Origin of the sequence: Kurthia sp. Dielmo, from assembly GCF_000307285.2 — a bacterium.
Lineage (GTDB): Bacteria > Bacillota > Bacilli > Bacillales_A > Planococcaceae > Kurthia > Kurthia populi.
Window position 1 is genome coordinate 224886 of record NZ_HE578958.1, and the last position, 9380, is coordinate 234265.

The following is a 9380-nucleotide window of genomic DNA, read 5'->3' on the forward strand; positions in this document are numbered from 1 at the left end:
CGCATAGGACAGACACGTAAAACGTACCACTCGCATTGTATTTAATCGTTGCGCGCATAATGCGACCTTCTAATCTACAGGTTTGTTTGAATTTCACAAGCCCGAGCTTCGGCAGTTTGATTCGTTTGCTGACAATCGCGATATTGTTGTTTATATTCTTTGTTGTGTAGCTTTGAACAGGGTTTTTCTTACTTTTAAAACGCGGGTAGTTATTTTGTTTTTTAAAGAAACGTTGAAACGAATCAATCAGATTTTCGTAAGCGACTTGTAATGCCACACTATCTACATTACGTAACCATGCTGTCTCATCTTGCTTTTTCATTTTCGTTAAGAGCTTCGACATAAGGGAACGATTGAGACCGTTGCCTTCTTCCTTATAAGAAGTATTCCAACGTTCAAGGAAATAGTTGTAAACAAACCGGCAATGACCATGCGTTTGATGAATTAATGCCTGTTGTTCTTTTGTTGGATATAATCTAAATTTGTAGGCTTTGCGTGGCATTACAAGCACCTCCCTCTATGAATCTACATTACCAAGAACATGTGTTATTGTTCAAATGGAAACTTGACCTCACATTCAAATAAAACCCTAGCTCAAAGCTTTTAATACAAGCATTTTTAAACTTGAAATTGCAGCATTTCAACCCACTCACTCAATGAAGAGTGAGACATAGTCAATCGGGCGAATACCTTTTGATTCCATTTGTTTCAATCCACTCACTCAATGAAGAGTGAGACGCCAAACTATTATTAAAATGAAATTCATTTATGATAATTTCAATATTATTTTTTTAATTTCTTTTTTTACAGAAATTAAAAATTTCATTTTTATTTAAACAGCAAAAATATTAGTGCGAATGCACCTGCAAATTCATGATTGCTTATTATTCGCACAATTTTAAATAGTATATAACGAATCGACTATTACTTACAAATTCTTTTATATTGATAGTTAATAATATGATTTTAAAAAATAAAGCTACTACTTTTACATCTTCAAACCCCATCTCTCTTATCACAAATCATCAAATCTAAATCACCAATCAGCTCAAGAAGCATGTTTTGGCTACGACATATTTCTGAATATGCGCCAACTGTATGTCATTTGGCTTGTTGAATTAATAAGCATTTGTTCACCTCACGCATTATCACAAATAAATACGATTTATATGGCGATAGTTATGATGCTTTGTTAACCACTTCATTAAAAAATTGGCTCTTATCTTCCCGTTTTGTAGCATTTTGGGTTCATTTCGACGCTCCGAAGGGCATTTTCCACACAGCGCTTATTTCATTTCGGGGCTTGGTGTCGCATTTTTGTATGACTTGAATAAATGACAGCACACGCGCTATTTTGAGCAGCACACAACTAAAAATCGCCCAAAATTCGTGAAAATGGGTCGATTTTCGGGCTCTGGCGGCTAAAATACGCCTTTTTCGCTTCTTAAAAATAGTCCTTATTTGCGCTGAAAATAGTAAATAAAAATTTTCATTGACAGCATATGCAGGATACTTAGTAAGTATAGGCTTTTTATGTACGTGTTTTGTCCTTGTTTGGCACATATTTTCAACTATGTCGTAGCCAAAACACGCTTTCTAGCCTTATCGCGATTTTTTTCTGGCTCACCAAAAAATCTAACTCCGTGTCCTCTCTCTCTTCATACTCATGAAGCAAATTTATTTCATTCAATGACCAATGCCTGTTAAAATTGATTTTTATTCTTTTATCAAATTATACAAATATAAAAAAAGGAACCGCATTATTTGCGATTCCCTCTATTATTACGTCGTAAATTTCCATACATTTTTAAATTTTGTCCAAATACTACCCGTACTATATGTCAGTACACTGCGGCGATAAAGTGCCACAGTCGCCATAAATACGACTACCAATGTGATGAATAAAATAGCGAGTGAGATGATAGCCATGCTCAAACTTAAATCCGTTGAGCTATAGCGAAGCGGCATCAGCATCCCTGAAGTAAATGGTACGAATGATAAGATTTTCACAAGAATGGTATCTGGATTTGTCATACCATATACAAGGCTGAAGAACCCTGCCATCATAAGCATCATAAGTGGCATTGTTGCTTGCCCTGCTTCCTCAACTTTTGATACGAGTGAGCCCATCAATGCACCTAGTGTTAAATACAGCAGCATTGTTAATAGGAAGAAGCCGATGACAATCCAAATGTACGCGCCTGATAAATCCTTTAACATATCCGCCGCAGTCGACCATAGATCAGCCTTAGCTAATTTTAAGCCAACAAGTGCAGTAACGACTAAAATGACAATTTGCGTAAAACCTAGTAAGAATACCGAAACGATTTTGCCCATTAGATGCTGATTTGGGCGAATTGACGCCATTAGTACTTCAAGCACACGTGAGCCTTTTTCCGATGCAATATCGGTTGTAATCATGGATGCATATGTGATAACGAATAAATAAATTAAGAAGCCCATCACATACGATACGCCAATCCCAATCATTTTCGATGCAGAGCTTTTTCCACTATCATCTTTTTTCAGTGAAACTTCATCAATAACCGTTTGAGCACTTAATAATGTTTCTGCCTCTGCCGCTGATAAATTCAACTGCTGAATACCATATAATTTACTTGCCGTATCTACATGTGTTTCGACGGCTTGCTGTGTCGCTAGCGAGGGTGAATCATAAGTGATAAACTGCGCGTTTAATTTTGAATCCTTACCTGTTAAAATCAATGCGCCGTCATAATCGCCATCCTTCACTTTTTTTCAAGTGTTTTCCGGTCTTCCGTTGTTGCCTCAAATTCCACATCCCCCTTTTCAGGGAATGTCGCACCGAGTTGCTTCGTTTCATCAACGAGCGCGACCTTTACCTGATCATCACCTGAAAATACATCTTTAATCGATGTCCAATTGACAGCTACTAAGATGACTGCCATGTATAATAGCGTCATTAAAATAAATGATTTCGCCTTCACCTTCTGCAAGTAGTTTTGCTTAATGAGCAGGAGTGTTCTGTCCATCTTTGCCACCTACTTTCAATTTAAAGATTTCATCAAGCGATAAATAATCCATACTGAATTTTTCGATATACTGTCCACGCCCAATTCGCTCAAATAGCGCTGGCCCATGCGTTTCATTCTCTAGACGCAGTGTATAGCCGTCATTCGTTTGTTTTACATTTACAACGCCATCAAGTGCCGCAAGCTCCGGCTTCGTCATCGCCGTACGCACACGTAAATTCACCTTACCATATTGCTCTTTTAATTCTTGTAAATCTCCTGAAAACAGCGATTTCCCTCGTTTTAAAATACATAGACGGTCACATAGCTCCTCGACATTATCCATCTGGTGACTAGAGAATAAAATCGTCACGCCCTTATCGCGCAGCTCAATAATCGCTGACATTAACAATTCACGATTCACCGGATCTAGTCCACTAAACGGTTCATCTAAAATTAAAAATTGTGGTTCGTGAATAAAACTCGCAATCAGCTGTACCTTTTGCTGATTCCCTTTCGATAAGGTTTCTGCTTTGACCTTACGCTTCTCCTCTAAATCAAAACGCTCAAGCCAGTAATCAATTCGTGGCTTTAGCTCCTTTTTACTTTTCCCGTGTAATTCACCGAAAAAGTAAAGCTGTTCTTCTACTTTCATTTGTGGATAAATGCCGCGCTCTTCTGGTAAATAACCTAGAAAATCTCGATTCAAGTTATTCACTGATTCGCCATTCCATAAAATTTCACCTTCCGTCGTATCTTGCAAATTCAAAATCATTCGGAATGTTGTCGTCTTACCAGCACCATTTTGTCCAATAAGGCCAAAAATCTCGCCGCGATTAATCGTAAAATCGATATGGTCCACAGCGACGAAATCACGGTATTTCTTCGTAACATTCGACAATGCGAGTGTCATGGGGTTATCCCTCCTTTTAAAATCACATACTCTGTTTAACTATACCCGTTATATCCATACAAAAAAAGGGACTTTATGAAAAAAGTCCCTTGTTACTATTAACGGTAACCCCATGCAAGTAGAATAGGGGTAATATAACTCTCAATAAGTCCTGCCACAAGCATTCCTGGTGTTAAAACGAAAATGAGTTGCAGCAATGCTTTTTTAATTTCTGTACCGATTTGGTTATTCTGGAATTTCGAAAAAATCCATTTGTAGATAGCATTGTTTATTTTCATGGCAATGGCAATCGCAATAATAATCATCGGTAGCTCGATAATACCATGTGGTAAAATACCTAGCACAAAACTTTTGAAAACACCCTGTCCTGTACCATGCATAATGTAGGCTACCATACCAATCATCGCACTATTAACCGCAAATGTAATCATATATAGCGGTAGCGGAATGAGCGCTAGTAACAATACCTGTGCACAAACCATCCAGTTATTCGAGAAAATATGCCAAAACGTTTCATGCCTTTCTTGCTTTGATAGCTCCTCGACGGCTTCCTTGCCGCCAAGCATATCCATGATTTGCTCCATAATTTTCATGACATCTACTTTACCGACGCTTAAACCAACATAAGTCGCAACAGCGATAATGACACCAATAATCCCAAATTGAATAATTGCCTTCTTATAATGCCCTTTTAAATCTTGATATGTACTTTGAATAATTGTCATCACAACCTTTTATAGATTTATTATTTTATACAACTATACTTTTTTCGTTCCATGTCTAACATATGTGAACTAACTATTACTTAAGCTATTCCTATCATATCATGTTTGCAGTCACCAATCATGCCATAGTCAAAAGCGTTTATTAGCAGTTCGTTATACGATAGCGTGTAGCGTATTGAAAAGGCTCATACTTATCAAAAAAAGAATGCCTATCTATTATTAATCTAGTTTTTTTGTACGATTATGATTTTATATAATTATACTTTTATTCAAATAGTCTATGCTAGCGCTCTCCCATGTACCAATTCATTCTGATAGATAGACCTTTATCAAATACACGCTTAGATAGAAAAAAGCAGGAATCATATGCGATTCCTGCTTCTACATAATTAGTGTGATGATGCTTGTTCTGCTGCTTGCTCACCATGTTTTGCAACATAGCGCTCACGTGTGATAACGCCAAATGGTTTGCCTAGTGGTAAGAATGCAAAGCCGAAATGTTTGTTTAATGTGTTAGCACCTGCACCGTATAGGCCAAGTAATGCCACAATCAGTTCAGACCAAGCTGCTACTTCATGCATTGCGTGCTCCATGATACCTAATGAGCTTAGTGATAAGCCTAGGAATAGGAAGTTAATCATGAAGAAGATAAAGAATAACACTTTGTTTGTTTCAAGTGCACCGATTGTCATAAAGATTGTAAATACTAAATAACCTAAGTAAACGACACCTAATTGTTTTGGATCAACGGCTGCAAATGATTCGCCAAGTAAGCCAGCTTGTGCCATCCAGCTACCTCCAACTGCTAACCAGAAAAATCCGTATGCGGCAAAGGCTGTCGCACCGAATGTGTTATTTAATTTTGCATCTAGAATTGACGCGTATATTTGTGCAAATCCTCCAAGAAGAATCGCCCATGGTAAAACGAATCCAAGACCCTCTGTCCATCCTAATTTTTGTGTTGATGCGACGAATGTTACGATTGCTAGACCGAATAAACCGATTCCTGATGGGTCTGCAATAGGCATACGTACTGTTGTAATATTTTTCATATGTAGTTCCCCCTGACTGCTGTTTCGTGCTGTTTTTTTCTTTCTAAAACAAATATTAACCGTTTTCATCAAACAATACACAATTTTGACACAAATAAGCGATTTTTCGACATTTCTCAAAAGATTACTTACTTGAAAAAGAAAATAAAGTTTCTAAACAGAAAATAATAATTTAAACGAGCGTATTTGTGTACTATAACAGATAGGATATTAATTAACAAAAAAATCCATTTTTCATCTTTTTTATTTCTTATAGTAATACAGTTAGTATATGATGGTCCTATAGACTAAAGATTGTGAGGTGATCTATCTTGATCTTTCTGGAAATTGTTCGAGAGCAATGGTTGAAAAACATATCGTATACGATGTCATTTCTTTTTTCGATGCTTATTTTGATTTGGTTATTACCATTTTTAATGCATCATTTTGTTATTCAACAACTCGACGTGTCAGAGATTTCATTTATTATTTGCTTAGTCGCGTTATTTCTTATATTAGTTCAAACACTATTCCATACACTAAGCGAGCTACAACGCTTATATAATGAACGGGACCTCTCTTTTTACTTACCTATTCCAATTTGGAAAATCATATGTAGTCGTCTGCTTGTTGAGCTCTGCATTAGTTCACTTGCGCTTATCGGCATTCTTTCATCCATGCTCTTTGCATTATTGCATGATGATGCGTATTCACTGCAACTAATCACAGCCGTCTTAACATTGATGTTTTTTGTACTACTCTATGCGCTACTAACGATGCTCGCGGTGTCGTTAGTTCTTTTCCCACTATGGCATATTTGTACAAAATATATCGGTAAATGGTGTTATCTCGTCTTTTTAGTGTTACTTATCGTAGGAACCGTATTGTTTTACCGTTTTGAGCAAAGTTATGTCTACAAGCATTTTATAGAAATCGGACCAACATATAATAGCCTGTTTAAATTTAAAGAAGTGAACAGCCACCGATTTTTGAACATTGAAAATTTTTATACGAATGTGCATATTTTTGAGGACACCTTTCTTTTCATTATTTCCCTAGCTTGTTTCTTCGGAGGGCTGATGTGGACAAAACGCATTATGCTGAAGTAAGTGGAACGTCGTGCACAACGATAACGTCTTTATAAGAAGGAGGAGGTTTCTATGTATACCATTCAAAATTTAAGTTATGCCTATGGCTCGAAAACCGTTTTATCGAACATATCCTTTACATTACCACTTGGGAAGGTCATTGCGCTTACTGGTGAGAATGGTAGCGGGAAGTCAACGCTGCTTCGTCTCCTTGCGGGCACAATGCAGCCCACAAACGGCAAAATTTTATACAATCAGCATCCAGTGACAAATCTGGTTTCAAAACATGTAAGCTATATGCCCGACACGGATAACTATTTTTTAAAACGCACAGGTGATCAGGTTTTTGAATTTTATGATACGATTTTCGATGATTTTTGCTTAAATAAAGCCTATGAAATTGCTGAATTTTTGAAAATCGATGGCTCAAAACTGATCAAAGATTTATCAAAAGGCCAGCGTGGACGTTTGAAAATGGCTGTCGTGCTTGCACGTAATACGCCCTACTATTTACTAGACGAGCCATTCAGTGGACTTGACCCAATTGTCCGAGCTCAATTAATTGACGGGTTAATGGAATTTACAGACCTCTCAAAGCAAACCATTTTATTATCTACACATGAATTAAGTGAAGTAGAGCGTATTACTGATGGTTTGCTATTGCTCCATGACGGCAAAATTTTATCGTACGAAGCAATGGAGGACATTCGAAAAGAATGGAAACAGGACGCAGTTAGCTGGATGAAATCACAATATGAGAGGGTGGACTAAATGGAGCCATTCGTACGCGTCAAAAACGTATCAAAGACGATTCGTGGCAAACAAATTATTCAAGCAATTAATTTTGATTTAATACCTGGACAAATTACAGGCTTTATCGGACCGAATGGCGCTGGTAAAACAACGACCATTCGTATTATGACCGGTCTTATGAAGCCAACAAGTGGCGAGGTCGAAATTGGTGGTATTTCGATGCAGAAAAATTTCAGCGAAGCTATTCGCCCAGTTGGAGTTATCGTTGAAAATCCCGAAATGTATAGCTATTTATCAGGCTACAAAAATTTACTGCATTTTGCACGTATGCATGATAAGGCATCAAAAGACGAGCTTGCACGCATTATCGATCAAGTTGGTTTAACGGACCGAATTCACGAAAAAGTTTCGACTTATTCACTTGGTATGCGTCAGCGTCTCGGCCTTGCACAGGCACTACTGCATAAGCCAAAATTTTTAATTTTGGACGAACCAACAAATGGCTTAGACCCTGCTGGTATTCGTGAACTACGCGTATTACTTCGGAAATTAGCTGATGAAGAAGGCGTGGCGGTATTAGTATCAAGTCACTTATTAACTGAAATTGAATTAATGTGCGACCGTATCATTATTATTCAGCGAGGACAAATTGTTGAAACACGTGACATTCGTGCATCACAGCAAAGTCGTTACCGCTTCGATATTGACAATGAAGGCCTAGAAGTATTGAATTCATACAATTATACATTTACACAATTAGAAAACTTTACAATTGTTGATATCGAACGCGACCAAGTTCCGGCACTTATTGCACAGCTCGTCGAAAAAAATATCGCCATTTACGCAGTAACTCCTTATCAGGAATCACTCGAAGATCAATTCTTACAAGTAACAGGAGGTGACATGCATGTTCCAACTCATACAAAATGAACGCATGAAGATATGGGCTAAAAAAGGTAGCTGGATTATGCTGGCACTTCTTGTTTTAGCAATTGTCGGCTACGGCATTTTATCAAATTCTATTGCAAGTGATTCGAGTGACTGGAAAGCAGACGAACAAAGTACAATCGCTGCTAACAAAGAAATGCTAGATGAGGAAGGTATTGACGATACCACGAAGAAAGACCTCGAAGAGACTATTGCCATTTCACAATATCGCTTAGACAATAATGTAGCACCACTTAGCTCAGAAAGCGTGCAAGGTCATATGCAAGCTGCGCCATATTTTATGATGTTTGTGCTACTGTTTGTTGTCATTGTAGCCGGTGGCATTGTTTCAAGTGAATTTTCAAAGGGCACAATTAAAATGTTACTGACACGTCCAGTATCTCGCTTTAAAATTCTACTATCAAAACTATTAGCCGTTGTAGAATTCGCTGTGCTATTATCAATTGTCACAATCGTTTTAAACTATATTGTTGCGCTACTATTTTTCGGTAATGCGACCGGTGCAAATTTAATAATGGATAATGGACAAGTAACAGAAGTGAATATTTGGAAAAATATCTTTATGTCATTTGGCTTCCAATTTATCGCCATAATCATGAGTATGTTATTCGCCTTTATGCTAGGTGTGGTATTCCGTTCAAGCAGCCTTGCAATTGGATTAACTATTTTTATTTCACTATTATCAACAACCATTACATTGTTCTTAACAAAATACGAATTTATCAAATTTATTTGGTTTGCAGTGCAAGATTTAGAAGGCATTTATCATGGGCAAGGCATACTCGATGTCTCATTCCCATTTGCTATCATGATTCAAATCATTTATGCGATTATCTTTTTAGTCATCGCTTTTACCACGTTTATGAAATCAGATATCACCGCATAGTTTAAAGAGAACGGTTAGAACTAGACTACTATGAAAAAGCTCCAAT

At 37.3% G+C, this 9380-nt stretch carries 10 protein-coding genes; 4 read left to right on the top strand and 6 right to left on the bottom strand.

The window, feature by feature from the left end; translation table 11 throughout:
• The 6 genes from KTHG_RS21205 to KTHG_RS09730 form a co-directional block, all read right to left on the bottom strand.
• On the bottom strand, positions 1–502 hold a 502-nt coding region (locus KTHG_RS21205), incomplete at its 3' end, for an RNA-guided endonuclease TnpB family protein (RefSeq protein ID WP_147633091.1).
• A gap of 1280 nt (positions 503–1782) precedes the next feature.
• Positions 1783–2751 carry an ABC transporter permease gene (locus tag KTHG_RS09715; protein WP_255512423.1) on the bottom strand — a complete coding sequence of 323 codons (969 nt, stop codon included), beginning with the start codon at positions 2749–2751 and terminating at the stop codon, positions 1783–1785.
• Positions 2748–3011, bottom strand: a complete 264-nt coding sequence (locus KTHG_RS21830) for an ABC transporter permease (protein ID WP_255512424.1) — start codon at positions 3009–3011, stop codon at positions 2748–2750. Before KTHG_RS21830 ends, KTHG_RS09715 begins: the two co-directional genes overlap by 4 nt.
• A complete protein-coding gene (locus KTHG_RS09720) occupies positions 2986–3903 on the bottom strand; it encodes an ABC transporter ATP-binding protein (RefSeq protein ID WP_126989685.1) in 918 nt (305 codons plus the stop codon). The genes KTHG_RS21830 and KTHG_RS09720 overlap by 26 nt, the downstream gene beginning before the upstream one ends.
• A 98-nt stretch (positions 3904–4001) precedes the next feature.
• A complete protein-coding gene (locus KTHG_RS09725; RefSeq protein WP_126989686.1) occupies positions 4002–4628 on the bottom strand; it encodes a stage II sporulation protein M in 627 nt (208 codons plus the stop codon).
• 389 nt (positions 4629–5017) lie between these two features.
• Positions 5018–5680 (bottom strand): acetate uptake transporter, encoded by a 663-nt coding sequence (locus tag KTHG_RS09730; protein ID WP_139993162.1) that lies wholly within the window; start codon positions 5678–5680, stop codon positions 5018–5020.
• A 311-nt stretch (positions 5681–5991) separates the two neighbouring features.
• Here KTHG_RS09730 and KTHG_RS09735 point away from each other — a divergent pair, with 311 nt between their 5' ends.
• The 4 genes from KTHG_RS09735 to KTHG_RS09750 are packed head-to-tail and all read left to right on the top strand — an operon-like array spanning position 5992 to position 9334.
• A complete protein-coding gene (locus KTHG_RS09735) occupies positions 5992–6768 on the top strand; it encodes a hypothetical protein (protein WP_126989688.1) in 777 nt (258 codons plus the stop codon).
• Positions 6769–6819: 51 nt separating this feature from the next.
• The gene (locus KTHG_RS09740) at positions 6820–7518 is read left to right on the top strand and encodes an ABC transporter ATP-binding protein (RefSeq protein ID WP_139993164.1); all 699 of its coding nucleotides are present in this window, start codon (positions 6820–6822) and stop codon (positions 7516–7518) included.
• The gene (locus tag KTHG_RS09745; protein ID WP_139993166.1) at positions 7519–8430 is read left to right on the top strand and encodes an ABC transporter ATP-binding protein; all 912 of its coding nucleotides are present in this window, start codon (positions 7519–7521) and stop codon (positions 8428–8430) included.
• Positions 8408–9334, top strand: coding sequence for an ABC transporter permease (locus tag KTHG_RS09750; protein ID WP_139993169.1), 927 nt, complete (start codon positions 8408–8410; stop codon positions 9332–9334). The genes KTHG_RS09745 and KTHG_RS09750 overlap by 23 nt, the downstream gene beginning before the upstream one ends.
• Positions 9335–9380: the final 46 nt, after the last annotated feature.